Here is a 24,669-nt window from a genome sequence, read left to right on the forward strand (position 1 = left end):
CGGCGCGATCGCCGACCGGGTGAATGGCGGCGTCCCTCGAATACCGTTCCTGGAGGCGTTCCACCGAGGGCGACCTCCGAATAGATGCCTGAGCGCACCTCGTCCGCCATCGATCCGAAGAACAACCCAAAAATGGGTTGACGGCTAACTTTCCATAGATGCCATGCCCACGCTCGCGTGGGCATGAGAAGTACGTTGCGCTAACCATCCCTCGTCATCCCCGATCATAAACCCGCTCGTCGAGGATTGTCAGCGGTGGAACGCTTCCACGGTCGATCGATAATGGGTCATCTCCATTATCCAACCACGCCGCCGCGCTCGACCATCGCCAGTCGACCGCCCTTTGCGCCAGACCTCGACGGACCGGGTTGTCGTGGATGTAGGCAACCTTCTCGTAAATGTCGTTGATCGATCGCAGATTCCGGTCATAGCCGCCGCCACGCTGCCAGAAGCGGTGGCTTTCCTTGCCGTTGGGCTGGATGTCGCGGAGTTTCTCTAGGAAGTCCGGTGCGTTGTCGCGCAACCATAACAACGCGCGTTTTGATGTTGATTGCTTGATCGTCGTGAGTATCTGCGAAATCTTTGTCTCGCCGAGTGGAAGCACGATGAGATGCGCATGCTCGGGCATCACGACAAAGGCCCAGAGGTCGAACTGACGCTTTTGTTGCCCGAGGCGAATTGCGTCAATAAGCCATTCCCGCGACCGGTCACTATTCAGCAGCGCACGGCGTTGGAAACAAGAGAACGTTAGAAAGTGGGCGTCGCCGGGGTTGTCGTATCGTCGGCAAGTCTTCCGATGCGGCGGCATGTTGAGAGTTTGATATCGCTGGCAGTTGACTTCAAGGGAAAACCTCTCGGTCGTTCGCATGCCCACGCGAGCGTGGGCATGGCACCCTTCAACTGCCCTCACCGCGTCTCCGCTTTCCAATCCGTCAGGTGCATCTCCACCGTGCGGTAACCTCGAAACGTGTTGATCACCGGGCGGAAGGCGATCTCGATCGGGCCGTCGAGCCTCAAAAGCTCTTCTTCGCGGTCGCCGGCGCCGAACGCCACCGCGCGGAGTTTGACGCCCGCTTGTTCGAGGTCGACCGAGAGGTGGCGGCCGGCGCCTCCCATGCGGCGCGGCGGGCCGGCGAGGCGGACGCCGGTTGCGCATAAGGTCGGCCGCAGATTGCCGTTGCCGAACGGGGCGAGCCGTTCGATTTGGGTGACGATCTGGTGCGTTAGCGACGAGAGGGGCGCCTCGGCGTCGATCGCCAGCTCCAACAGCGCGCCGTTGTCGCCGAGCCTTTCGGCGGCGTGGGCGCAGAACGCGGCGCGGAAGGCGTCGAGCTGCGACTCCTCGACCCGCAGGCCCGCGGCGGCGGCGTGGCCGCCGTGACTGACAAGGTGCTCGCCGGCGGCGTTGAACGCGGCCGCCAAATCAAAACCGGGGACGCTGCGGCCCGAGCCGATCGCCGGCTTGGCGCCAAGCTTGTCGAGCGAAGCCACCACCACCGGCTTGCCGTACTGCTCGGCCAGCTTGCCGGCGACGATGCCGATGACGCCCGGGTGCCAGTCGCGGTCGGCGAGCACCAGGGCGGGGTCGTTGTCGGGGTCGAAGCGCTCCTTCGCCTGCTTGCGGGCGGCCAGCAAGACCGAGCGCTCGACGCTCTTGCGGGTCTCGTTGAGCTCATCGACGTACTTGGCGAGCTCGGCGGCGCGGGCCGGGTCGTCGGTCGTCAGCAGCTCGACGCCGAGCTCCGCCTGGCCGAGTCGGCCGGCCGCGTTGAGCCGCGGGGCGATCGAGAAGCCGAGGTCCTCGCCCTGCAGCTCGGGCTTCTTGGTGAGCTGGGCGACCTGTTCGAGGGCGGCGAAGCCGACGACCGGTGAGTGCCGCAGCGCCGCGAGACCGTGCCGCACGAGGATGCGGTTCTCGTCGATGAGCGGCACGACATCGGCGACGGTGCCGATGGCCGCCAGGCCGGTCGCCTGCAACAGGAACCGCCGCATCGGGCCGTTGACCCGTTTGGGGCCCTCTGCGCCGTGGCCGTCGCACGAGCGTTGGCAGAGCGCCCAAGCGAGCTTGAACGCCACCGCGGCGCCGCAGAGGCCGAAGAAGGGATAAGCGCCGCCGTCGGTGGTCGGCAGCTGCGGGTGGACGATCGCCGCGGCGTCGGGCAGTCGGTCGGCCATCTTGTGATGGTCGGTGATGATCAGCCGTAGGCCGAGCTCGCGGGCCGTGTCGGCCTCGGCGACGCTGGCGACGCCGCAGTCGACGGTGATGACCGTGCGGACGCCCTGGCCGGCGAGGGTGCGGAGCGCCTCGTGGTTGAGGCCGTAGCCTTCCTCGATGCGGTGCGGCACATAGAAGCGGGCGTCGGCGCCGAGCAGCCGCAGGCAGCGGAGCAGGATCGCTGCGGAGGTCATGCCGTCGGCGTCGTAGTCGCCGTAGATGACGATCTTCTCGCCGGCCCGGATCGCGTCGCGGACTTGGTCGGCGGCCTGGGGCACGCCGGGCAGCAGCTCGGGGTCGCGGAGCCCGGTGAGCTTCGGCTCGAGGAACTCGCGCGCCTCGTCCGGGTCAAGAATGCCCCGGGCGGCGAGCAGCTGGGCGACGACGGGCGGCAGGCCGGCCGACCGCTGCAACTCGGCGATGCGAGCCGGGTCGTGCGTCGCGATCCGCCAAAGGCGCGTCATGCCGTCCTTGCAAAGTGGGAAGTCGGAAGTGCGAAGTGGGAAAGTGCCAGCCAAGGCGGCTCCCACTTCCAACTTCCCCCTTCCAACTTCGAGCCATCGAGAGGCCAGCCTTGAAGACCCGCAGCGAGCCTCGCCGGGCGTTTACTTCTTCTTCTCGATGTGCAGCGTGTGGCGGCGGAGCCGCGGGCAAAAGCGCTTCAGCTTGAGCTTCTCTCCGCCCGGCTTGCGACGGATGGTGTAGTTGTAGTCGCCGGTTTCCTCGCACACGAGGAACACGGTCTCGACCTTCTTCTTCCGCTTGCCCGTCTTGGCCATCGCCGCGCTCGCTGAGATCTAGGGAAACTGACGGGGCGCCGCGAACCGGTGTGGTTCGGCGCCGACTCGCTCGCCTGGGCCGCCTACCGGGGCGAGACGGGGGAGCCGTCGCCCGGGGCCGCAGCCGAGTCCCGTAGCGTATCGCCCGCGGGGCCGGCGGAAAAGAGCCGATTCGCCCGAATCGGGGTGGCGAGAGCCGGTCGGCGGGCCGCTCTCGTGAAAAAAGGCGGGCCGAATCGGGAATGAAAAGGGAGGGAACCCGCCGGGCGGCAGGCTCTTGGGGGACACCCTCGGCCCAGCAGGCCCCTCCCAAGGCGGAAGGGCCCGCTAGCCGGCCGATGCGCCGCTGGCGGCGCCGCCAGCCGGAGCGGGGGCGGCAGCGGTCGCTGGCAGGGGCGCCTCGTCACGCGGATGCCGCGTATTGGGGGGCGTCATCAGCCGGGCGTCGGCCGCGATCGCGTACCAACGAGACCAGGGAGAGAATCCCGTGGTCGAGGGGGTCAGGCTGGGCATCGGATCGTCCCGTGGCTGATGGGGGAGCCCGGGATACCGCACGACGACGACAAGCGCCCGGCGGCCTGGCGATCTGGGCGTCCGACGAAGCGGACGGCAAGACCCATGGCTTTGCGTCCCCGTCTCACGACGGGTTTGCCTTGATCGATACGCCAGCGACGCCGCAGGGGTATCCTGGGGCTTGCCGGCGGCCGAGCCTGCAACGGGCGTTGCAGGCGGAGCCTAGAGCAACGTGAAAAAAGGGGTTTGAAGGAAGAGGGAGGGCCGCGACCGATGTCCCGGCACTCAAGGAATAGGTCGCGTTCGGGGGGTGGGCAAATCGCGAGGGGCGAAAATGTGGAGAAAACTCCTTTGGGGCGGCTCCGCTTACTTCGTGCGCGGCACGAGGCAACTTTTCCAGGAGCGTTTAGAGCCGCGCACGCAGTAAGCGGAGTGCCCCGTGTCCCCAGAACGCCCCCCCACCCTCAAGGCCACTCCGGCGCGCGTCCCTCCGCCTCGGCGGCGATCCCCTCTTTGGCGCTGTCGGTGGTCCGCGACGTCGCGCTGACCGCCGCCCCGCTGGTGAGCTGCGGCCCGAGGACCTCGCCGATCGTGTCGTAGAGCAACCGCTTGGTGAGCATCACGGCCTGGGGCGCCGCGGTCGCGCACTCGCTGCCAAGTTCGAACGCCCGGGCCCAAAGCAGGTTGTGCGCGACGAGCTCGTGGTAGAGCCCGATCCGGTGGGCCTCGGCGGCGGCGATCGTCGTGGCGGTCACCAGCAACCGGGCGGCGACTCCGGCTCCGGCCCGATGGGCGAGCAATGGCCCGGCGACGCCGGCGACCGAACCCCGCTTCGGCTCGGTGAACCCGAAGGTCGCTTGGTCCGAGGCGATGACGGCGTCGCAGCCGAGCACCAGCCCGGCGCCGCCGGCCGTGGCGGGGCCGTTCACCGCGGCGATCAGCGGCTTGGGAAACTCGAGCATCGCCACCAACAGGTCGCGGTACTCCTCGGCCTCGGCGCCCCAGCGGGCCATGTCGGCCAGCGGGTCGTCGCCCCCCGCCAACTCGGCCAGGTCACGGCCGACACAAAAGGTGTCGCCCGCCCCGGTGAGGATCACGGCCCGGACCCGCTTCTCGAGGTGCAGGTCGCCGATCGCCTGCCGTAGCTCGGCCATCATCGCCCGCGTCAGGGCGTTGCCGTAGTCGGGGCGGTTGAGCAGCACGGTGCCGACAGGGCCGTCGACCCGGACATCAACGGCGTCGCTAGGCATGATCATAGGGGAGCTTTCAAGCGGTTAGTTGTTAGCAAAGCAGCGTCTTACGCCGGGCGGCGAGCCCCTATCCCTTGACCCAATCAATTGCCGGCTGCGCGTCGTGGCCGAACTCGAAGAGGGCGGCCGGCGCGACGACCTGGCCTTTCGTTATCTTCGGTTGAATCAGGCTCTTCAGCGGGACCTCGAACGCTCCCGGACCGGTCGCCAATTCGACACGCTCGGCGATCTCCACCAAATGATCGTACTGCGTGGCGCTTGCCATCAAGTACCCGGCGTCGGCGCCCCGCCCTTCGCGGACGGTCACGCTCTTCCGGAGAGAGATCGGTAGTCCATCGACTTTCCGGCGTTCGCGGAGCGACGCCGACAACTCGTACTGTTCAACGAGGCTGAGCGTGACCGCAACGACGTCGCTCGCTTCCGGGCGATCGCTCTGGAGCGTCTCGGGCGGAGCGAAGCGACTGACGACGACCGTCGCCCCCGCCGCGAAGGCGGACTGGATGGCTGCCCACGTCGCTGGGGCGAGGGCGGCGACGATGGGGCGATTCTCTTCGGTCAACGATTTCTTGCCGGCGCCCTCCTCAAGCTGGCAGCCGGCCGCGATGAACGCTTCGAGCTGGTCGAGGACATTCTCGCCCCGGATCGCGGCGATCATCGGCCCCCCGGCGGCGTCCTCGGGGAAAGCCGCGCGGGCGAAGCGGGAGGCCGCTTCGGCCGGCGCCAGGTCGCCCGTCGCGATCAACAGCCGCAGACCCCCTTGGATCCGGAGCCGCGGCCCGAACGCCCGGGCGACGGTCGCCAGCTTGCTTCGCGCCACCGCTGGACGGTCGGTCCGCAGGTCGAGATAGGCCGAGCTGATGAGGTCGTCGGTCGGGTCCAGAACGCCGCCCGGAGGCGCCGCGGCGGCGAGTGTGGCGGCGTCGGCGACGGGAGAAGACATCGAGCAGACGGGGACGGGCGCGTGTTGATTGTTTGCAACAACGGGGAGGTTCCGCGTCCTCTTTCTGACTCAGCCAATCACGGCCCCCGCTGCGAACCAAAGTGTAGCGGCAGCCGTAAGTCCTTGGTAGCAAGGAAGTTGGCGTTGAACCCGGGCCCTCTGCGGACCCATTGGCCTGCCGCGTGCTTCTTGGGGCGTCACCGCTCTCTGGCCCGTCGCCTGACAGGCCCTCTCGTCCAACGCCTCTGTCCGTGAGTATGCCGTGCCTCGCACCCAGCGCCCTCAGCGGAAGACCATGAAATCCGCCCCCAAATCTGTCGCCAAGGCCAACGGGTCGTCGACTGCCTCGAGCAATCAGCACGACGACAACCCGAGCGAGTCGCACGTCGACGACCCGGTGCGGATGTACCTGATGCAGATGGGTGAAATCCCCATGCTGAATCGGGACGAAGAGGTCTCCTCGGCCAAGGCGATCGAGGCGACCCGGACCTCGTTCCGGCGGACCCTGCTCCGCAACGACTTTATCCTCCGCGGCGCCATCGACCTGCTCGAGAAGGTGCACCGCAAGGAGCTGCGGCTCGACCGCACCATCGAAATCTCCGTCACCAACGCGGCGGAGAAGAAGCGGGTGCTCGCCCGTCTGGGCCCCAACCTGCACACCGTCAACGCCCTGATGGAGATGAACCCGGCCGATTTCCTCGTGGCGGTCGATTCACGCCGTCCGAAGAAAGAACGGGTCGCCGCTTGGCGCCGGCTGATGGTCCGTCGGAACAAGATCGTCCGGCTGGTCGAGGAGATGAACCTCCGCCTCCAGCGGCTGCTGCCCCTGATGGACCAGCTCCACGAGATCGGCCACCGCATGGCGACGATCAAGGAGCAGCTGGCCGAGCCCGAGAAGCTGCTCGACGAGGCCCACGCCGACGAGCTCCGCCACGAGCTACGCTATCTGATGCGGGCCACGCAGGAGAGCCCGCTGACGCTGGCCCACCTGGTCGCCCGGACCAAGGAGCGGCGTGAGCGTTACGACGCCGCCAAGCGTCGCCTGTCGGCGGCCAACCTGCGGTTGGTGGTCTCGATCGCCAAGCGGTACCGCAACCGCGGCCTGTCGTTCCTCGACCTCATCCAAGAGGGCAACACCGGCCTGATGCGGGCCGTCGACAAGTTCGAGCACGCCCGCGGCTACAAGTTCAGCACCTACGCCACGTGGTGGATCCGCCAGGCGATCACCCGGGCGATCGCCGACCAGAGCCGCACCATCCGTCTGCCGGTCCACATGATCGACACGATGAGCAAGGTGCGGACCGCGACGGCGGAGTTCGTCCAGAGCCACGGCCGCGAGCCGTCGTCGGAAGAGATCGCCGACATGCTCGGCATGACGCTCGACGACGCCGCCTGCATCCTGAAGATGACCCGCCAGCCGCTGTCGCTCGACCAGCCGGTCGGCGACTCGGAGGACAACTACTTCGGCGAGTTCCTCCAGGAGAACCGCGACGATGACCCGCTGTACGACGCCAACCAAGAGATGCTCAAGGAGCGGCTCGACGACGTGATGGCCGAGCTGACCTACCGCGAGCGGGAGATCATCAAGCTCCGCTACGGCCTGACCGACGGCTACAGCTACACCCTGGAAGAAGTCGGCAAGATCTTCAGCGTGACCCGCGAACGGGTCCGTCAGATCGAGTCGAAGGCGGTCCGCAAGCTGCAGCAGCCGTACCGGAGCCGCTCGCTGGCGAGCTTCCTGGACGGCGTCGAGATCCCCGTCGAGATGTGAGCCAAACAGCCGGCGAACCACCTGGATACGTCTCAGCCGTGGGCGCTAGCCCTCGGTGGACCCCGGGTACTCGCTTCCCACCGAGGGCTAGCGCCCCCGGCTCAGACGCAATGAAATGGCGGGTTGAATGGGATTTTCCGCCATTGCTTGGAACTGGCCACCTCGCTGGTTAATCTGGAGAAACCGGAGAAACTGCGCCCCGTGGCGCCGGTTGCTCCGTCCCCTGCGAACTCCCCGCTAACGGAACCGATTCGATGAGCCTTCGCGCTTCCCTCTACTTGTTGCTCGCCGCCAGCGTGATCCTCGTTTCGGCTTGGGTCGAGACCGACGCCGCGGAGCCCGCCAGCCCCGCCGCGACGGACGCCGTCATGAGCGACGACACGGCCAGCGATGGGACTGCGCAGCCCGTCGACCTCTTCGACGCGATCGACGAGGGCCTCGTCGACGTGACGTTTGTCGCCCGCAACGACCGTCAAGGTCGGGTGATTGTTGAGAACAAGACCGACCAGCCGGTCAACTTCCGGATGCCCGAAGCGTTCGTCGGCGTGCCGGTCCTCGCCCAGCAGTTCGGTGGCGGCGGCTTGGGCGGTGGCGGCGGTGGTGGCGCCACGCAGTCGGTTGGCGGCGGTGGCGGACTCGGTGGCGGTGGTGGCGGTCTCGGCGGCGGTGGTGGCGGCGTGGGCGGTGGCGCCTTCAGCGTCGCCCCGGAGAAGGCCGCCAAGATCAACGTCCCGCTGCTCTGCCTCGAGCACGGCAAGCGGATCCCCTCCTCGAAGAAGCCCTACAAGATCGTCCCGGCCGAAGACGAGCTGTCGTCGCAGCCCGCGGTGATCGAGATCCTCGCCGCCCTCGGACGTGGCGAAGTCGATCCCCACGCGGCGCAGGCCGCCGTTTGGCACAACACCGACAACATGAGCTGGCAGGAGCTCGCCGCCAAGCTCGACGGCACCGAGCGGAGCACCGTCCGCAACGCCTACTTCACCGCCGCCCAGATCCAGGCCGCGGTCGCCTACCAAGGCGAAGCGGTCCGCCGCGCCGCGTTGCGGGCGTCGGAGCGGAGCGACTCGACGGAACAGACCCCCGACGACGACCAGAGCATGTCGTCCGAAGGCATGACCGATCGCCGCACCTACGACGAGCCCGCCGAAGAGCCGGCGGCCGCTGACGAAGCCGCGTCCACGGAAGCAACGCCGGTTCGCTAGCGGACGTTCGACGTCTCGGCCCACGCGGCCTGCGCCTCGTCGAGCCACGAGGCGTTCGCCGCTTCGTCGTCAACGACTCGCCACGGGTCCGATTCGTCGGCGCCGTGCGCGGCGCCGTTTCCGTTAACGACGTACGCTTCGAATTCTTCGCCGTGCTCAACCGGGTAAGAAGCCCGCGGCGGCGGCTCGACCTCCTCGGCGGAAAAACTGCGGGGCGTCCCGTAGCCACGCGACGTGCTGGATCGGCCGTACTCGATGCCGTCCGCCTCTTCGGTGAGACGTCCATAGGCGAGCTCTTCGACGTCGATGGCCGCTAGCAGGGGTTCGTACGCTTCGGGAACCGCCTCGTCGATGACGGTCGGCTCGGCCTGGGGCGCCTCAATGACCTCCACCACACGGCGTGTCTCGACGACCGGCTCAAGCGGCAGGTACTCGGCGTCGATGTAGGCGACCCGTTCGACGACGGGGGGTTCGGTCTCGACGGCTTCTTCTTCGGCAATCTCGGGCTCTTCGACGACCTCGGGCTCTTCAAGCTCGACGATCTCTTCCACCGCCTCTTCTTCAACGATTGCCTCTTCGAGCGGCTCCTCTTCGTAGCGGCTCGGCAGGCGCCGCACGTCGGCCGCCAGGTCGTTGAACATCCGCCGCACGTGCTCGTGGCAGGTGAAGAGGAGCACCTGGTGGCCATCCTTCGCGAACTCGCTGAGCACACTCGCCGCGATCCGGGCGCGGGTGTCGTCGAAGTTCACGAGGACATCGTCGAGGATCATCGGCAGCGAGACGCCGCGGCGGGCGAAGGTCGCCACCAACGCCATCCGCACGCTGAGGAAGAGCTGCTCGCGGGTGCCGCGGCTGAGGCTTTCGACCGGTAGCGACTCGCCGTCGGCCGTATCGACCATGAGGATGTCGTCGGCCAGCGGCGTCCAGACGCGGGGGTAGCGGCCGCGGGTGAGCTGCTCCAGGTAGCGTGACGCCTCGAGCAGCGTCTCGGGCTGGCGGTGCTCTTCGTAGTCGTTGCGGATCAGTTCGAGCATCGCGCCCACAGCGGCCCGCTCGCGCCAGCGCTGGCCGGCGGCGGCGATCTGCGCCTCGATGAGGTCGAGCTGGACCTGCTTGTCGGCGACGGTGGTGTCTTCGACCATCGCTTGGCGTTCTTTCTCGAGCGTCGCCTTGCGGACGGCGAGCTCGCGGAGCTGTTTCTCGAGCGTGTCGTGCTCGGACGTCAGCTCCGCCCACAAGCCATCGAGCCGCAGGGCCCGCTCGCGGTTCATCAGCTCGACGAAGTCGGCCTCGGTCCCGTGCGGGCCGATCGCGGCGGCGATCTCGCGCGTCAGGCGGGCGTAGTTCTCGGCGAGTTTCCCGGCGGTCTCGATGTCGGCGACCACCTGGCGGAACGCCTGCTCGTCCTCGGCGCGGGCCTGGGCGAACAAGGCTTGCAGGTCGGACTCGACGCGTTCGGCCAGCGCGGCGTGCTTCCGCTCGCGCTCCTTGAGCTCCTTCGAGCGGTCGCGGAGCTTCTTGCGGTGGTCGATGCGGGTCTGCTGCAACCGGCGCTCGCTCAGCAAGTGCTCGAGCTGGTCGGGGACCTCCGCATCGTCCAGCACGAGGTCCGCCTCTTCGGCCAGCGCGACGATCCGCTTGGCGAGCTTCTCGTGCTCGCGCTCGCAGCGGTCGATCTCTTCCTGCTTGGCTTCGGCCCGGCTCCGCATCTCGGCGAGCGACCGGTACTGGCCGGCGAGCTTCTCGATCTCGCTGGCGGTGGTCTCGTCGGGGAGGCCGACCGACTTCAGCGCCACGCGCCATTCCTTCTCCGCCCGGGCGAGCTCTTCCTTCGCCGAGCGATAGAACTCCTCCGACGCGGCTGTCTTCTGGCTCGCCTTGCGGCGTTCGGTCTCGACCGGCAGCATCCGCTCGAGCTCTTCCAGATGCTTCTCGGCGTGCTGCAGGCGGACAACGACCGAGCCCTCGTTGAGGTGCAGTTCGTCATCGAGCACGCCCAGCTCCTTAAGGACGAGTTGGACCTGCTGCTCCGCTGCTTCGAGCTGTTGGCGGCAGATATCGAGCTCGTTCGCCCGGTTGTCTTCGATCAAGTAACGGGCGAACCAGCAACCACCCGCCGCCAGCAACGCGGGCAGTCCGAACTTGCTGATCCAGCTGGTGTCGGCCGGGGCGATCCAGCCCCAGAACACAACGACCGCCGCCGCCGAGAACGCCGCCGTCAGCAGCACGAACAACTCGATCGGAACCACCTGGCGTTCGACGAGTCGGTCGCACTGGTCCGCAAGGTCCGCGACGGTGCGGCGGGACTGCTCGACCTTCTGCTCCGCCTTCAGCCGCCGGCGGAGCGACGAGACGAGCTCGCCCGCTTCCTCAATGTTGTTCGGCAGACCGAGCTTCTCGCTCGACGTCAGCGCGCCCTCGAGCTGCACGTCGTAGTTCCGCTCGTGGCCGCGGAGCGCGTCGAGCTCGCGCTTCGACTCGGCGACCATCCGCTCGGCGTCACCAACCGACTCGATAACCGGCTTGAGCGTCTCGAGGGTGTCGTCGTTGAGCTCCGGCGCCGCTTCGGGCGACGGCTTGTGCCGCCACAGCTTCGCCAGCCGGGCCGTTTCCGACTCGACGCGGGCGTCGAGCCGCTCGACCTCTTCGCCGAGTTCGGCCGACTGCCGCTCCAGCGCGGCGAGCCAGTCCTGCTGCTCGCCGAGGGCGTCGAGCCGACAACAGCTCCGCATCAGCACCTCGTTGACGCCAAGTTCTTGCATCTCCTTGTGCAGTTCGCGGCGCTGGCCGCGGAGCGTGTGCCGCTGACGCTGGTGCTCTCCGGCCTTCGTGTTCAGCTCTTCGAGCCGCGTGAGCGGCTTGTCGCCGAGGTCGGGAAGGCTCTCGTACTGGCGGCGTTCTTCGACGACACGCTCGCGTTCGGCCCACAACGGCTTGAGCCCCAGGGCTATCTCGATCCGGCGGGCGCGCTTCTCGGTCTCCTTCAGCTCGGCCTGTAGCTGGGTCGATTGCGACTCGACCTCGTCGATCTCAACGGCCAGCTTGCTCCACCGCCGCGAGTCGATCACGAGCTCGTCGATCTCGGTCTGCAGCCGGTCGCGTTTGCCAAGCAAGTCGGCGATGATCGACGACTCGCCCGCCGGGCCGATGAGCTGCTTGCGGCTCTTGCGGAGCCCCTGGATGACATCGTACAGCGAGACGCGGTCCAATCCCGACGTGAGCCGATAGATCCACCGTGCCGCCTCGGCGCCCTCGAGCGCGCCGAGCTCGTTGATCTCGTCGAGGCCGATCGCGAAGACGTTGCAATAGGTCCGCTCGTCGACCGACTCCAGCGCGTCGCGCAGCAGGCGGTCGCCTTGCTGCTCGCCGTCGGGGAGGGTGATCGACACGCGGCCACGGTCGCCGTCGCCCCGTTCGACGTAGCGCTCGACATCAAAGGCGCCGTCGTCGCTCAGCAGCCCCAACGACCCGCCCGGACGGCCCCCTTCGCGCGGCGGCAAGTAGCGCTCGCGCCGCTCGGCGGTGACGCCATACAGCATCGCGCGCAGGAAGTGCATCAACGTCGTCTTGCCCGCTTCGTTCGGCCCGTACAGGACCGTGATGGTGGGCGAGAGCTCGCTGAGACGCAGGTCGCGCCAGACGCCGAAGCCGTCGACGTGGAGATCGGTGAGTTTCATGGGGAGGGGTGAGGCTTGAGGCGTAAGGCTGGAGGGTTGCGCTGCGAGACCTTGACTCGGGTCTCACCGCTCAAGCCTCAGGCCTCTTCTGTCATCAACGCCACGCCGAGTTTGGCGGCGTCGTTGAACAGGTCGACTCGTTCGTTGGCGGTTTTGGTCTGCGCCACCGACGCCAGCGACGGGTCGGGGAGCGGCTTGGGGAGCATCCCGGCGAGGTCGAGAACGAACGCCTCGTTGTTGCGCATCACGTCGACTTGCCGCAGCAGGTCGCCGAGGATCGTCTCTTGGTCGAGTTGCTCGTGCGGCGGCTCGTAGCGCGATCGGCAGGTCACCGCGTAGGTCCAGCAGAGCGGCTTCTCGCGGCCGGCGTGCTTCTGCAAGTCGGCAAGCAGCTCGCCCGACAGGCCATCGGGGCGGAGTTGGGCGACGATCGGGCCGACCCCCTCCAGACGCCAAGCGATCAATTGATGAACGCCTTGGGCGCGGCCACGCACCTTGTCGAGCCGTTCTCGCAACCGGGTGCGGAGCTGTTCTGCGTTGACGCCGGCGGTGAACTCGACGGTTTCCTCGTGCCAACGGACGATGTCGGTAGCGACGAAGCGCGTCTTGGCTTTGCCCGACTCGTCGACCTGCACGACGGTGCAGCCCGACGGGCCTTGGTCGGTGGGGCAGCGTCCCTGCGGCGAGCCCGCGTAGTGAGCGACCCCCGGCTCGTGATCGACCGTCGCTCGACGCGAACGGCCGCCGAGCGCCATGTAGTCGACGCGGTCCCCTTCCTTGCCGGGGGCGTCGCTGGTGCCGTACGCGACGCCGACCGTGAAGCGGCCGTGCGCGTCGCGACGGAAGCCGCTGGCGTCGACCTCACGGTCGCCCGGCTTGCTAATCCCTTGGACAATCGCCACCACCGCGTCGCCGCGCCGCAGCTCATGCGACTCGACGCGGCCGACCGGGAAGACGGTCACGTTATCGGGCAGCCGCTCGGTGCGGGGCCAGGCGTCGGGCGGGTCGCACTCGCCGCCGGCCCAGAAGACGCGGACGCCACGCTTCTCGAGCCGGCTGAATTGATTCAGCAGGAAGGCGGCAACCCGTGGCGAGGCGCGTCGCGCGTCGAGCACGTCGCCGGCCAGCAGCAGGGCGTCGGCGTTCTCGGCGAGCGCCGTGTCGAAGACCCGCTCGGCCGCCTCGAGCGGCGCGTCGCGGAGCAGCTCGCGCAGGTCGTTTGGCGCCTCGGCGAGGCCGTAAAGCGGTCGATCGAGGCGTAGGTCGCTCGCATGAACGAGCCGCACCGGCTGCGTCGCCATCAACGCCTCCTTGCGTGGGGTGAGGGGAGCGGTCGAGGGCGCGCCCGGCCCGCCGGGTCCGCCCAGTCGCCAAAATCTACCCATAATCCGACGATCCACCAACTTCAGATGCGGGCGCCGCGCGCATTCTGTCGAGATCGGGGCGTCGGCCGGGGCTTGGCAAAGTTTGACGGTTAGGGCGCCGATAACGACCAGGAGGGACCATCCGCTCTACCCAACTCGTCTGTGCCGTGGCCGATCTGACACCCGAACTCGCCGCCCAGGTGGTCGCCGCCTGCACCGAGAACGCCGAAGAGGCGGCCGGGGCCCTCGGCCGGGCGTTGGACGGTGATTTCGTGCTCAAAGCGGGCGAACCGACGCCGTTTGCGTCGGTATCCGCCGAGGCGTTGGCCGGGGGCGGGCTCGTCTTCGCGTTCAAGTTCGGCGCCGAGCAGATGCTAGCGGTGCTGCCAGCCTCCGGGGGGCTGATCCCGGACTGGACCAAGGCGCCCGACCCCACGGGGCAGAGCAAGCTCAACACGCTCGGCCAAGAGCTGAGCATGCTGCTGGTCCCCGACACGCTGATGGCCGACTCGTTCGACGGCAAGTGGGTCGACGACCTAGCGGCGGCGGCGGGGCGGTCGGAGCCCGCAACCGACGCGACGGCGGCGCCGATCGAGCTCGCCCGTGGCGAAGCGCTGACACAAATGACGCTCGTTTGGCCCGTCGCGAACGCCGACGCCGCCTTCGGAGACGCGGCGGCTCCAGAAGCCGCCCCCGCCGAGGCGCCGGCGCCCGCGGCTCCGGCGCTGGAAGCGGCCGCCCCCGTGGACGAGCCCCCGGCGGAGGAATTGGGCCCGCGGTCGCGTGTGCTGCGTTGGAACGGACCGCCGCCGCGCGACCTCCGCGATCTGCCCCCCAACGCCCTCTCGGCGTTGCGTGTCACGGTGCCGGTCTCGGTCAACCTGGCGGGAAAGAAGATCCCGCTGTCCGAAGTCGTTGAGCTGGGCCCCGGTTCGATCATCACCTTCGACAAGGCGTGCGACGCGCCGCTCGAACTGACGGTCGGCAACCGGCCCGTTGCTAGTGGCGAGGCGGTCAAGGTGGGCGAGCGTTTCGGCATCCGGGTGCAGAAGATGATTCTGCCCGACGAGCACTTCCGGCCGATGCTGCCGCCGCGAGCGCGCGCGTGAGTCGCGGGCCGCACCGCATTAAACGAAAAGAACCGGCCCGCGCGGGTTTCCCCGCACGGGCCGGTGTCTTTTATCTCAGCCGAGTTGCCTCAGCGTCGCTACCCTGAGCCGGAGCTCAGCGGGCGAAGCTGACACGAACGACGTCACGCTGACGACCGATCGAGGCGTTCGGGTCGGCCATCGGGGCGGGCGGCATCGGAGCCGCTTCTTCGGTGGCGCGAACCGGAGCCGGGGCAGCGGCCGGAGCCGAAGCCGGGGCGTACGAGGCCGAACCGCAACCGCAACCAGCGGCGCCGCACGACGGCTCGCAGCAGCCGGCATCGCAGCCGCAGCTGGGATCGGCACAGCAAGACGGCTCACAGCAATCGCTGCAGCACGACTTGTGACACTTCATCTTGCCGAACAGCTTGTCGAGCAGGCACGGCTTCTTGCAGCAAGGCGAGCAGCAAGAGGACGCCGCACAGCACGACGGGTCAGCGGCACAGCACGAGGGCTCGCAACCGCAGTCCGACGCACAGCAGCTGGGCTCGGCGCCACAGCAGCCCGAACCGGCACAGCAGCTGGGGTCGGCACAGCAAGAGGGCTCGCAGCAATCGCTGCAGCACGACTTGTGGCACTTCAGCTTGCCAAACAGCTTGTCGAGCAGGCACGGCTTCTTGCAGCAAGGATCGCAGCACGAAGACGCCGCACAGCACGACGGGTCAGCGGCACAGCACGAGGGCTCGCAACCGCAATCCGACGCACAGCAGCTGGGGTCGGCACAGCAGCTGGGATCGGCACAGCAAGAGGGCTCACAGCAATCGCTGCAGCACGACTTGTGGCACTTCAGCTTGCCGAACAGCTTGTCGAGCAGGCACGGCTTCTTGCAGCAAGGATCGCAGCAAGAGGGCTCGGCACAGCACGAGGGCTCACCACAGCATCCCGAGTCGCAACCGCAGCTCGGGTCGGCTGCACAGCACGAAGGCTCACAGCAACCGTCGTCACATCCACAGCTCGGATCGCAAGCGTCCGAACAACACGCGGAGCCACAACCACCGCAGAGCTTCCCTAGCAGACCACCGCCGTAGCTTTGGCCAACTAGAGAGACGCTCAGCAGCAGCGCTCCCAGCATCTGAAACTTCATTGAGGACTCTCCTAACTTCTGCGAGATCCAACCCCACGGGGGGAAACATCGGTCACCCGGCCGACTTCCGGCAACGCGCGACGCCGCTCCTCAGCGGCCTAACTCTTCGCGTGCTGCCCGAAAGGGGGGGCGGGCTGCATCAGCCGAGGGAACGGCACTTATAAATGCCGGAAGTCCGTCGGGGCCGACACGTCCGTGTGCGGTGGGATCTTGCGGGGGGAGCGTCGCCGCCAGTCGAGCCACTCCTTGACTCGAAACAGTTGGGCCGGCGGGCCGACGCATCACGACTCCTTGGTCACGCCAGACCAAGGGGTCGCAGCGTACCTATCGGCGACCCTCGAAAGCCCCCTTGAGATGCCGCAAGCGTTTCCCAGCAAATGGTTTAGAGCAACTTCTACGAAGTCTATAACGGCAGTGACGGACTCTCTCAATGTGCCGGTTGTACCGGCCCGGTATCCCCCGTGACCGGCAGACTCGAGCCCCCCGCGCTCATGGTCCTGGCATCTTGTGCTTGGTATTGTTGCTACGTGGTGTCTGAACACGCACCAAACCGCACTCGCACCCGCTTCCCGCCGTAAGGTTGGTTGAAAGTTTTTTCCCCGCCGCCAGGATGGCAAGCGCCCACCATCTTGCCGATCCCACAAAGTCCGCCATGCCACAGCGATTCTCCTTCTCTCCGGCTTCGTCCCGTCGCCTCTTCAGCCCCCTGATCGCGGCCCTCGGCGCCCTCAGTGTCTTGTCCGGTCAGGCAATCGCTGCGGATTGGCCGGTCTGGCGGGGGCCCCACTACGACGGCGCCTCGCCCGAAACCGATCTGGTCGACCATTGGGACCCCGCTGGCGGGGAGGGGAGCCATCTCCTCTGGCGTAGCGCCGCCCTCGCCGGCCGATCGACCCCGATCGTCATGAAGGGGAAGCTCTACACGCTGGTCCGCGACCAGCCCGCCACAGAGCTAGAAGGAGAGAAGGTCGTCTGCGCTGACGCCGCCACCGGCGAAGTCCTCTGGAAGCACCGCTTTAACGTCTATCTGTCCGACGTCCCTGACACCCGCGTCGGGTGGTCGAGCGTGGTCGGCGATCCCGAGACGGGCCGCGTCTATGCCCAAGGCGTCTGCGGCTACTTCTGTTGCCTCGACGGCGACTCGGGCAAGCTCATCTGGGACCGTAGCCTCCACGAGGAGTTTGGTCTGCTCTCGACCTACGGCGGTCGGACCAACTTCCCGGTGATCCATGAGGACACCGTCATCACCAGCGCGGTCGTCATTGGCTGGGGCGACACGCCCAAGTGGAGCCTGATGGCGAAGCCGGCCCACCGCTTCCTCTCCTTCGATAAGGCGACCGGCGAGCTGCGTTGGCTCAGCGGCACGTCGCTCATCCCCGAAGACACGACTTACAGCATGCCGGCACTGGTGACCCTCGCCGGGCACCGGGCGTTGGTGTTCGGGTCGGGCGACGGGATGGCCTGGGCCATACAGGCCGGCACCGGCAAACCGCTTTGGAAGTACCCGCTGTCGCGCCGCGGCGTCAACCTGCCGCCGGTCGTCGGTCCCGAGGGCCGGGTCTATATCGGCCATAGCGAGGAGAACATGGTCGGCAACGCCATGGGGGCGCTGGTGGCGCTCGACGGCACGATGGTCGGCGCCGAGAAGCCGACCGACCTGTCCGGTAAAGAGATTTGGATCAAATACCAAGAGATGATCGGCAAGAGTGGTCCGCTGCTGGTCGATGGGCGCGTCTACGCGATCTCTGACACCGCCAAGATGACGGTCTTCGACGCCGCGACCGGCAAAGCGATCAATCGCCGCCCGGCTAGGCTCGGCCGCGTCATGCGGGGATCGCCTGTTTACGCAGACGGCAAGATCTACGCCTGCAGCGAAGGGGGGACCTGGACCGTTTGGAAGCCGACCAAGGACGGCGTCGAGAAGGTTGACGAAGTGTCCCTCAACGGCGAACAAGTTAACGCCTCGCCGATCGTGGCCAACGGCCGCATCTATATGACGACCAGCGAAGCCCTTTACTGCATCGGCTCGGAAGAATCGGTGGCGGCCAACGCCGACTCCTCCGTCCCCGCCCCCAAGCCGGCCCCGATCGGAGACAAGCGGGTCACTCAAGTCCAGATCGTGCCGTGGGACGCGCTGCTCAAGCCGGGTGAGAAGCAGGCGTACCGCGTGCGGCTCTACAACGCCAAGGGCCAGTTCCTGCGAGAGGCCGAACCCTCGCGTGTTTCATTCGGCGTCTCGGGGCCGGGCAACATCACGAAGGAAGGCGTCTACAAAGCGCCGACCGGCGGCAAAGCCGACACCGCGCTGGTGCTCTGTGAGATTGACGGCGTAGCGGCCGAGGGTCGCATCCGCATCGTCCCCCCCATCCCCTGGTCGTACGACTTTGAGGACGGCGCGAAGGACGTTCCCCTCACGTGGGTCGGCGGCCGCGTCCGCTACGTGATGCGTGAAGGGGATGGCAACCACTACCTCGCCAAGCCGACCGAACTCCCCACGCGACCCGGCGCGCCGACGACCAAGCTCGGCACCCGTAGCCAGATGTGGATGGGCTCGCCCGAGTTGGCCAACTACACCGTCCAAGCCGACATCCAGCTGCAGGAAGGGGTCGGCGGCGAATCAGGGTCCGACGGCCCGTCACCCGATGGCCCGCCGACGGTGGCCAGCGCCATCAAGCTCCCCTCGGCCGGCCTGATCAACAGCGGCTACACGTTCACGTTGTTCGGCCCCAACCAAGAGGCGCGGCTCTACAGTTGGTGCACGCACGACCGTCGCACCCAGGCGGCGCAGTCGATGGAGCTCAAGCCGAGCGTCTGGTACCGCCTCAAGCTCTCGGTCGTCCCCAAGCCCGCCGACGAGACCGCCATTGTCCAGGCGAAGGTCTGGCCCCGCGACGAGGCCGAGCCGGGCGAGTGGACCCTCCAGTTCGAAGACAAGGCGCCCCAACTCCAGGGCAGCCCCGGCCTGTTCGGCGACTCCAAAGAAGCGGAGTTCTACGTCGACAACCTGACGGTAACGCCAAACAACTGAACGTCAAACATTAACCGCCAAGACGCCAAGAGCGCCGAGTTGCGCCAGGCAGATGACTTGGCGACCCGTGGCGTTCTTAGCGCCGGGGCGGTTCCTCCTAACCCGAGTCCGAGTATGAAGCGCTTCTTGCCAGTCTTGATCCTGCTGGTGTGTAGTTCGGTCGATGCTGCCGACTCGGCGCCCTCGATCACCAAAGAATGGCCCCAATGGGGCGGCGACGGAGCCCGCAACAACACGCCCGTCGGCGTCGGCATCCCCACCGAATGGAACGTGGGCGACTTCGACTTCCGCACCGGCGAGTGGGACAGCTCCACCGCCGAGAACGTGAAGTGGGCCGCCCGCCTCGGGTCGCAGACCTACGGCAACTGCGTCATCGCCGACGGCAAGGCCTTTATCGGCACCAACAACTCGGGCGGCTGGCTCGAGCGGTACCCGGCCGACGTCGACCTCGGCTGCCTGCTCTGCTTCGACATCGCCGACGGCAAGTTCCTCTGGCAGCACTCTTCGGAGAAGCTCAAGACGGGCCGCGTCCACGACTGGCCCCTTCAAGGGATCTGCTCCGCGTCGCTGGTCGAGGGCAAGCGTTTGTGGTTCGTCACCAGCCGCGGCGAGGTCCGTTGCCTCGACACCGAGGGCTTCCACGACGGCGAGAACGACGGCCCCAAGACCGACGAAGCCCACACCGGCGAAAACGAGGCCGACGTCATCTGGGTCTTTGACATGATGCGCGAGCTCGGCGTCTCGCAGCACAACATGTGCAGCTGCAGCGTCACCGCGATCGGCGACACGCTGCTGGTGAACACCAGCAACGGCCTCGACGAGTCGCACATCAACCTCCCCTCGCCGAACGCCCCGAGCTTTATCGCGCTCGACAAGAACACCGGCGAGGTGCTGTGGACCGACAAGTCCCCCGGCGACAACATCCTGCACGGCCAGTGGTCGAGCCCGACCGTCGCGGAGATTGAAATGCCCGACGGCTCGAAGCAGATGCAGGTGATCTACGGCGGCGGCGACGGCTGGGTCTACGCCTTCGACCCGCTCGGCGACGGCGAAGGGGGCGCCAAGCTCCTCTGGAAGTTCGACGCCAACCCCAAGCAGTCGGTCTGGATCCTCGGCGGCCGCGGCACGCGCAACAACATCATCGCCACGCCGGTCGTCTACAAGAACCGCGCGTACGTCGCGGTCGGACAGGATCCCGAACACGGCGAGGGCGTCGGCCACCTCTGGTGCATCGACCCGACCGGCTCGGGCGACGTCTCCCCCGAGTTGGCTTTCAACGCGGCCGACCCCAGCACGCCGATCCCCCCGAAGCGGATCCAGGCGGTCATCCCTGAGGAAGGCGACCTGGCCCGCCCGAACCCCAACTCGAAGGTGATCTGGCACTACAGCGAGCTCGACTCGGACGGCGATGGCGAGATCGACCCCTACCTCGAGACGATGCACCGCAGCTGCGGCACCGTCGCGATCAAGGACGACATCCTCTACATCGCCGACTTCAGCGGCATCTTCCACTGCCTCGATGCGATGGCGACCGGCTCGCCGAAGGTCCACTGGACTTACGACATGTTCGCCGCCGCGTGGGGCTCGCCGTTGATCGTCGACGGCAAGGTCTACATCGGCGACGAGGACGGCGACGTCGCCATCTTCAACCATTCGACCGACCCCAACGTCGCGATGACCGAAGACGGCGGCGAGATGATCCCCGCCCTCGGCGAGATCAACATGGGCAACAGCGTCTACTCGACGCCGATCATCGCCGACAACGTGCTGTACATTTCCAATCGCACGCACCTGTTTGCGATCGAGAAGAAGGATTAACCGCGGAGTTCGCGGAGGACGCGGAGAAAAGCGCGGCGGTATTCCCCGGTACTCTGCTAGGTGGATCCTTCTCTGTGGGAGGCGTCTCCAGACGCCGATTACGCGCACCACGCCGCAATCGCTAGGCAACCGTAGTCGGCGTCTGGAGACCCCTCCCACAGTCGATCGCTTGTTGTGATCGCCGTTCCTCGGTGAACTTCTCCGTGTTCTCTGTGTGCTCAGTGGTGAAACCAAAATGAAGAAAGTACTCAGCGTCGGCCAGTGCGGCCCCGACCACGCCGGGATCGTCGCCTTCCTGTCGCGGCACTTCCCGGACGTCGTGGTCGATACGGCCAAACTCCCCGCGGAAACGATGGAGAAGCTTGCCGCCGGGTCTTATGACCTCGTGCTGGTGAACCGCAAGCTCGACGAGGACTACTCCGACGGCCTCGCGATCATCAAGGCGATCAAGGCCGACCCCAAGAGGGGGACGACGCCGGTAATGCTCGTCACGAACTACGCCGAGCACCAGGACGCGGCGGTATCGGCCGGGGCCTTGTACGGTTTCGGGAAGCTCGAGTACGGCGAGCCGGAAGTGATTGAGCGCGTCCGCGAGGTGCTCGGATAAAAAGGGGTTCACGCGAAGGCGCAAAGGCTTGTCCCGCTGCTTTCTTTGCGCCTTCGCGCCTTGGCGTGAGACCTCCTCGGGTCAACCCGTCGCGGGCGCCAGCGTCGCCTCGGTGGCCGTCGTGATCTCTGCCGCGTTCTCGGCCGACTCCTCGCACCGGGGGCACATCAGCAGCGTGTAGGCCGACGGCGCCAGCACCAGCGCTAGGAGCGTCGCGCCGCCGACGCCGCCGGCGATCGTGATCGCCATCGGGGGCCAGAAGCCGCCGCCGCCGAGGATCAGCGGCATGAAGCCGGCGATGGTGGTCAGCGTCGTTGCGATCACGTGGCGGCTCGAGCGGACCACCACGTCGCGGATCGCCGCGGCGTCGCCGGTCCGCGCCTTGGCGTCGTCGCGGATCGCGGCGAGCACGACGATCGTGTCGTTGATCCCCACGCCGATCAGTCCCATCGTGCCGATGATCGCCGTGAAGCCGAACGGATAGCCGGCGATCGCCAGCGACCCCAGCGCCAAGCCGACCGAGAGCGCCGCGACCGCGCCGATGATGGCCGCCATCCGGAAGCTGCCGAACGAGAGGACGAGCGTCGCCGCCATCAGCACCAGCAGCACCGCCACGTTCGACATCAGGTTGCCGACCGCGTCGTTCCGCTTGGAGCCCTCGCCGCCGTACTCCAAGCGATAGCCGGGCGGCAGCGTGAACCCCGACCCGGCGAGCCGCTCGACGAAGCGCCCCTGCACCTCCGACGGCAACGCGCCGGCGGTGATGAAGGCCTTCACCTCGTTCATCCGCTCGGAGTTGAAGTGCGGGATCGCCGATCGCTCGGGCGTCAATCGCAAGTCGGCCACCGCCGACAGCGGCGTGCGGGTCGCTTCGCCCGTTGCGGTGCGTCCGATCAGGTCGGTCGCGGCAATATGGTTGAGGTCGCTCCGCTCCGCGCCGGCGACGCGGACCCGCACCGGGAGGCTCTCGGTCCCCTCGAGCACCGACCCGCCGACCGCCCCCTCGAGCGTCGCGTCGAGCTGGCGGGCGACGGTCTCGTTGTCGAGCCCCGCCAGCCGCGCCGAGGCCTCATCAACCGTCACCGCGAGCTTCGGCAGGGTCTCCGACAGGTCGGACTGCGTGTGGACGATGTCGGCCGTCTGGCTCATGACGCGGCGGACCTCGCGGCCGAGCCGGCCGAGTTCGTCGAGGTCGGGGCCGAACAGCCGGGCCTCGATCGGCGCATCGAACGGCGGGCCCTGCTCCAGCTGCCTAACGAGGAACCGTGCGGCGGGCAGCGCCTCGTTCAGTGCCTGCTGCACCTCGCGGACAACGCCGAAGTAATCCTCGTTCGAGTCGATCTGCACCATCGCCTGGGCGTACTGCGGGACGCCCGAGCGGTTGGCGATCATGTTGTAATAGAAGGCGGGCCCGCTCTCGCCGAGGAACCAATCGACCGCCTTCACGCGCGGGTTCTGCAGCAGCAAGTCCCTCGCATCGTCGGCGATTCGGCGCGTTGCATCGATCGAAGCCCCGGCCGGCAGGTCCATCTGGATCTGCAACTGATCGCGTTCGGCGGGTGGAAAGAACTGTTCGGTCAGCGAGCCGGCTAGGACGAAGCCGAGGACCGGCGCCGCTACCGGCAGGCTGATACCGAGCAACGGGTGACGGAACAGAAAGCCCAGCAGCGTGGAGTAGCCCGCCGTGAGCCGATCGGAACGCAAACCCGACGACCACCAGGGACGCTCGCCACGCTGCTCTTGCGGGAGGAAAATCGCGGCGATGGCGGGCGTCACGGTCATCGCTAAGAAGAATGACGACGTGACCGCCATCATCACGCTGACCGCGATCGCGCCGACGAACTCGCCGGCGGGTCCCGGCATCAGGGCGATCGGCGCGAACGACAGGCAGGTCGTGAGCGTCGAGCCGAACAGCGGCCCGGCCAGATGGCTCACGGCGCTCGCCACCGCCTCGCCGGGCGATTCGCCGCCGTGCATCCGTTCGGCGACCTCGTCGACGATGACAATCGCGTTGTCGATCAACAGCCCCAGGGCGATGATCAAACCGGTCACCGACATCTGGTGGATCGGGATGCCCATCCATCGCATGCCGGCAAGCACCATCAGCGACGCCAACGGCAACGCCGACCCGACGACCACCGCGCTGCGCCAGCCCATCATCAGCCAGACGACCACCATCACGGCGGCGGCGCCGGCGACGAGATTCCACAGCAGCGTGCCGAGCCGTGTCTCGACGTAGCCGCTCTGCTCGAAGACGCGCTTCATTCCGACCGCGGGGGGGAGCTCCGCCCCGAACGCCTTGACGACCTTGTCGGCCTTAGCGGCCCAGACGTCGATGCGTTGATCCCCACGGACCAGCACCGCCACGGCGATCGCCGGCTTGCCGTCGACTAGCGCGAGCCGCGTTGGCGGGTCAATCACCCCCTTTTGGACGTCGGCAACCGCGCCGAGCGAGACGAGGCGTCCCGCGTCGTCGTCGGCGCCGATGCGGATCGGCGTCGAGGCGATCCGCCGCACCGTGTCGAGTTCGGAGTCGACTTCAATCACGAGCGAGCCATCGGCGGCGCGGAGCTGCCCGGCGGCGATCTTGGCGTCGCTGGCGGCGAGTTGTCGCGCCACGTCGGCGACCGACAGCCCGAGCGTCGCCAGCCGCGCCGGGTCGATCTCGATCGTGATCTCCTCGGCCGGGTCGCCGAACGTGTCGACCTCGCGGGTCCCCCCCACCGCGAGCAGACGCCGATCGAGTTCTTCGGCCAGCCGGCGCAGCACCGCGTAGTTCACGTCGGTCGGCGCGTCCCAGCGGAGCGCGACGATCGACGCGTAGGCGGTCACTTCCAGCAGGTCGAACTCGGGCTCGCTCGCCTCGGGCGGCAGCTGCGGGCCGGCGTCGTCGATCTTGTTGCGGACCCGCGACCAGACCTCCGACGCGGCGTACACGTCGTCCCGCAGCTCGACGACGATGTTCGCAACGCCCGACCGCGCCGTGGTGCGGATCTCCTTAATCTCCGGGATCTCGCGCAGCTCTTCCTCGAGCGGCTCGACGACGAGCGCCTCGACCCGCTCGGGCGTCGCGCCGGGGAGCCGGGCATTGATGATCGCGGCCCGCTGCGTCAGCACGGGGTCTTCCATCCGAGGAAGCACCAGCAACGACGACATCCCCGCAACGACGACCAGCGCGATCGCGAGCATCAGCAGCCGGCGGTTGTCGAAAAGCAGTCGATTCATCGGGGAAGGCAGAGGGCCGGAGGCGGGGGCTTAATCGGCGGGGCTGAA

At 67.5% G+C, this 24,669-nt stretch carries 17 protein-coding genes and 1 riboswitch; of the genes, 8 read left to right on the plus strand and 9 right to left on the minus strand.

Going from position 1 to position 24,669, the window contains the following annotated elements; genetic code table 11:
• Positions 1-214: 214 nt before the first annotated feature.
• The 6 genes from Pla108_RS00775 to Pla108_RS00800 form a co-directional block, all read right to left on the minus strand.
• Positions 215-868, minus strand: a complete 654-nt coding sequence (locus Pla108_RS00775) for an REP-associated tyrosine transposase (RefSeq protein ID WP_146441526.1) — start codon at positions 866-868, stop codon at positions 215-217.
• 38 nt (positions 869-906) lie between these two features.
• On the minus strand, positions 907-2,679 hold the full coding sequence (gene recJ / locus Pla108_RS00780) for a single-stranded-DNA-specific exonuclease RecJ (protein WP_146441528.1): 1,773 nt from the start codon (positions 2,677-2,679) through the stop codon (positions 907-909).
• A 141-nt stretch (positions 2,680-2,820) separates the two neighbouring features.
• A complete protein-coding gene (gene rpmG, locus Pla108_RS00785; protein WP_146441530.1) occupies positions 2,821-2,994 on the minus strand; it encodes a 50S ribosomal protein L33 in 174 nt (57 codons plus the stop codon).
• A gap of 327 nt (positions 2,995-3,321) precedes the next feature.
• On the minus strand, positions 3,322-3,507 hold the full coding sequence (locus tag Pla108_RS00790) for a hypothetical protein (RefSeq protein WP_146441532.1): 186 nt from the start codon (positions 3,505-3,507) through the stop codon (positions 3,322-3,324).
• A 56-nt stretch (positions 3,508-3,563) separates the two neighbouring features.
• A riboswitch (cyclic di-GMP riboswitch) is annotated at positions 3,564-3,657 on the minus strand.
• A 314-nt stretch (positions 3,658-3,971) separates the two neighbouring features.
• Positions 3,972-4,763 carry an enoyl-CoA hydratase/isomerase family protein gene (locus tag Pla108_RS00795; RefSeq protein WP_146441534.1) on the minus strand — a complete coding sequence of 264 codons (792 nt, stop codon included), beginning with the start codon at positions 4,761-4,763 and terminating at the stop codon, positions 3,972-3,974.
• Positions 4,764-4,824: 61 nt separating this feature from the next.
• On the minus strand, positions 4,825-5,697 hold the full coding sequence (locus Pla108_RS00800; RefSeq protein ID WP_146441536.1) for an acyclic terpene utilization AtuA family protein: 873 nt from the start codon (positions 5,695-5,697) through the stop codon (positions 4,825-4,827).
• Positions 5,698-5,992: 295 nt separating this feature from the next.
• Between Pla108_RS00800 and Pla108_RS00805 the strand changes: the two genes are divergently transcribed.
• The gene (locus Pla108_RS00805; RefSeq protein ID WP_146441538.1) at positions 5,993-7,468 is read left to right on the plus strand and encodes an RNA polymerase sigma factor RpoD/SigA; all 1,476 of its coding nucleotides are present in this window, start codon (positions 5,993-5,995) and stop codon (positions 7,466-7,468) included.
• Positions 7,469-7,722: 254 nt separating this feature from the next.
• A complete protein-coding gene (locus Pla108_RS20715; protein ID WP_197526116.1) occupies positions 7,723-8,670 on the plus strand; it encodes a hypothetical protein in 948 nt (315 codons plus the stop codon).
• Here Pla108_RS20715 and Pla108_RS00820 read toward each other — a convergent pair.
• Positions 8,667-12,347, minus strand: coding sequence for an AAA family ATPase (locus Pla108_RS00820; protein WP_146441542.1), 3,681 nt, complete (start codon positions 12,345-12,347; stop codon positions 8,667-8,669). The two genes, Pla108_RS20715 and Pla108_RS00820, sit on opposite strands and share 4 nt — an antisense overlap.
• A 77-nt stretch (positions 12,348-12,424) precedes the next feature.
• A complete protein-coding gene (locus tag Pla108_RS00825) occupies positions 12,425-13,648 on the minus strand; it encodes a metallophosphoesterase family protein (protein WP_197526117.1) in 1,224 nt (407 codons plus the stop codon).
• 230 nt (positions 13,649-13,878) lie between these two features.
• Here Pla108_RS00825 and Pla108_RS00830 point away from each other — a divergent pair, with 230 nt between their 5' ends.
• The 6 genes from Pla108_RS00830 to Pla108_RS00850 all read left to right on the plus strand — a co-directional run bounded on the left by Pla108_RS00830 (position 13,879) and on the right by Pla108_RS00850 (position 21,396).
• Positions 13,879-14,820, plus strand: a complete 942-nt coding sequence (locus tag Pla108_RS00830) for a FliM/FliN family flagellar motor C-terminal domain-containing protein (RefSeq protein WP_146441546.1) — start codon at positions 13,879-13,881, stop codon at positions 14,818-14,820.
• 212 nt (positions 14,821-15,032) lie between these two features.
• Positions 15,033-15,206, plus strand: a complete 174-nt coding sequence (locus Pla108_RS20720; RefSeq protein WP_197526118.1) for a hypothetical protein — start codon at positions 15,033-15,035, stop codon at positions 15,204-15,206.
• Between the two features lie 21 nt (positions 15,207-15,227).
• Positions 15,228-15,887, plus strand: coding sequence for a hypothetical protein (locus Pla108_RS00835; RefSeq protein ID WP_146441548.1), 660 nt, complete (start codon positions 15,228-15,230; stop codon positions 15,885-15,887).
• 708 nt (positions 15,888-16,595) lie between these two features.
• Positions 16,596-18,971, plus strand: coding sequence for an outer membrane protein assembly factor BamB family protein (locus Pla108_RS00840; protein WP_197526119.1), 2,376 nt, complete (start codon positions 16,596-16,598; stop codon positions 18,969-18,971).
• Positions 18,972-19,085: 114 nt separating this feature from the next.
• Positions 19,086-20,789, plus strand: a complete 1,704-nt coding sequence (locus tag Pla108_RS00845) for an outer membrane protein assembly factor BamB family protein (protein ID WP_146441553.1) — start codon at positions 19,086-19,088, stop codon at positions 20,787-20,789.
• Between the two features lie 235 nt (positions 20,790-21,024).
• Positions 21,025-21,396, plus strand: a complete 372-nt coding sequence (locus Pla108_RS00850) for a response regulator (protein WP_146441555.1) — start codon at positions 21,025-21,027, stop codon at positions 21,394-21,396.
• Positions 21,397-21,477: 81 nt separating this feature from the next.
• Here the strand turns inward: Pla108_RS00850 and Pla108_RS00855 are convergent, their stop codons facing one another.
• Entirely contained in the window at positions 21,478-24,621 is a 3,144-nt protein-coding gene (locus Pla108_RS00855) for an efflux RND transporter permease subunit (RefSeq protein WP_146441557.1), read from the minus strand.
• Between the last annotated feature and the right edge of the window lie 48 nt (positions 24,622-24,669).

It is taken from the genome of Botrimarina colliarenosi, assembly GCF_007859955.1.
In the GTDB taxonomy this organism is placed as follows: domain Bacteria; phylum Planctomycetota; class Planctomycetia; order Pirellulales; family Lacipirellulaceae; genus Botrimarina; species Botrimarina colliarenosi.

Bases quoted from the DNA above. Each gene is read 5' to 3' on its own strand.
- rpmG (WP_146441530.1), bottom strand. From the start codon at position 2,994: ATGGCCAAGACGGGCAAGCGGAAGAAGAAGGTCGAGACCGTGTTCCTC.
- Pla108_RS00790 (WP_146441532.1), bottom strand. From the start codon at position 3,507: ATGCCCAGCCTGACCCCCTCGACCACGGGATTCTCTCCCTGGTCTCGT.
- Pla108_RS00855 (WP_146441557.1), bottom strand. From the start codon at position 24,621: ATGAATCGACTGCTTTTCGACAACCGCCGGCTGCTGATGCTCGCGATC.
- Pla108_RS00840 (WP_197526119.1), top strand. From the start codon at position 16,596: ATGCCACAGCGATTCTCCTTCTCTCCGGCTTCGTCCCGTCGCCTCTTC.
- Pla108_RS00825 (WP_197526117.1), bottom strand. From the start codon at position 13,648: ATGGCGACGCAGCCGGTGCGGCTCGTTCATGCGAGCGACCTACGCCTC.
- Pla108_RS00805 (WP_146441538.1), top strand. From the start codon at position 5,993: ATGAAATCCGCCCCCAAATCTGTCGCCAAGGCCAACGGGTCGTCGACT.
- Pla108_RS20715 (WP_197526116.1), top strand. From the start codon at position 7,723: ATGAGCCTTCGCGCTTCCCTCTACTTGTTGCTCGCCGCCAGCGTGATC.
- Pla108_RS00775 (WP_146441526.1), bottom strand. From the start codon at position 868: ATGCGAACGACCGAGAGGTTTTCCCTTGAAGTCAACTGCCAGCGATAT.
- Pla108_RS00850 (WP_146441555.1), top strand. From the start codon at position 21,025: ATGAAGAAAGTACTCAGCGTCGGCCAGTGCGGCCCCGACCACGCCGGG.
- Pla108_RS00845 (WP_146441553.1), top strand. From the start codon at position 19,086: ATGAAGCGCTTCTTGCCAGTCTTGATCCTGCTGGTGTGTAGTTCGGTC.
- Pla108_RS00800 (WP_146441536.1), bottom strand. From the start codon at position 5,697: ATGTCTTCTCCCGTCGCCGACGCCGCCACACTCGCCGCCGCGGCGCCT.
- Pla108_RS00820 (WP_146441542.1), bottom strand. From the start codon at position 12,347: ATGAAACTCACCGATCTCCACGTCGACGGCTTCGGCGTCTGGCGCGAC.
- recJ (WP_146441528.1), bottom strand. From the start codon at position 2,679: ATGACGCGCCTTTGGCGGATCGCGACGCACGACCCGGCTCGCATCGCC.
- Pla108_RS00795 (WP_146441534.1), bottom strand. From the start codon at position 4,763: ATGATCATGCCTAGCGACGCCGTTGATGTCCGGGTCGACGGCCCTGTC.